This is a genomic window from Vibrio sp. 1288 (assembly GCF_033344475.1).
In genome coordinates this window covers 1-689 of record NZ_JAWPOX010000549.1, presented here as the reverse complement: position 1 = coordinate 689, position 689 = coordinate 1, and the positions used below count along the sequence as shown (strand labels likewise).

Here is a 689-nt window from a genome sequence, read left to right as displayed (position 1 = left end):
CGTTTAGCATGTTGATTGGTTTTCTCGCTGTGTTTACCTTCCCTCGCTTTACCCACGCAACCAAAATGGATGCGTTCGGGATTCGACTGCTGTTTTGCTTACTACTGATCATCTCGGCGGAAGAATTTAGCCAGTTGTTTATTGAAAGCCGTTCATTCAGCTTTGACGATTTGAGTACCAACTGGATTGGTATGATCCTTGGGTATTTTGGTGCCAAAGCGATTACCCTCTTTCGAGCATCTCGCTCTCGTGCATAAACTCTCCGGCAGGTGACGCACCTGTTGTTAGGCAAACACCTTTGGGTTATTTGGGTATATAATCTTGCCAAATAACCCGGAGAAAAGAGAGCCTCATGTCATCTCATCCAACAAAAATTACCTTTTTCGAATTTCTCACGCCATTGATCACTTCTGGCCAAAAGACCATCACTATTCGTGACGAATCAGAAAGTCACTATGTACCGAACACAGAAGTAGAAGTATTCACTTTGGAAACTGACCGCAAGGTTTGTGATATCAAGATCTTGTCTGTTGAGCCATTAAACTTTGATGAAATCAACGAGTTTCACGCAGAACAAGAAGCCATCGAATTGCCAAAACTCAAACAGTTGATTCGAGAAATCTATCCGAATATCGATAAGCTGTTTGTTATCGAATACGAATTGATCAAAAAGTAGACCACAAAAAACT

The 689-nt window shown here is 41.7% G+C and carries 2 protein-coding genes; both read left to right on the top strand.

Annotated elements, in window-relative coordinates; all coding sequences use genetic code 11:
• Positions 1–257, top strand: a 257-nt coding sequence (locus R8O11_RS27960) for a VanZ family protein (RefSeq protein ID WP_318194964.1), incomplete at its 5' end; no start/stop codon positions are given.
• A gap of 95 nt (positions 258–352) precedes the next feature.
• Positions 353–676 carry a N(4)-acetylcytidine aminohydrolase gene (gene yqfB, locus R8O11_RS27955; RefSeq protein WP_005478088.1) on the top strand — a complete coding sequence of 108 codons (324 nt, stop codon included), beginning with the start codon at positions 353–355 and terminating at the stop codon, positions 674–676.
• The last annotated feature ends 13 nt before the right edge of the window (positions 677–689 follow it).

Bases quoted from the DNA above. Each gene is read 5' to 3' on its own strand.
- yqfB (WP_005478088.1), top strand. From the start codon at position 353: ATGTCATCTCATCCAACAAAAATTACCTTTTTCGAATTTCTCACGCCA.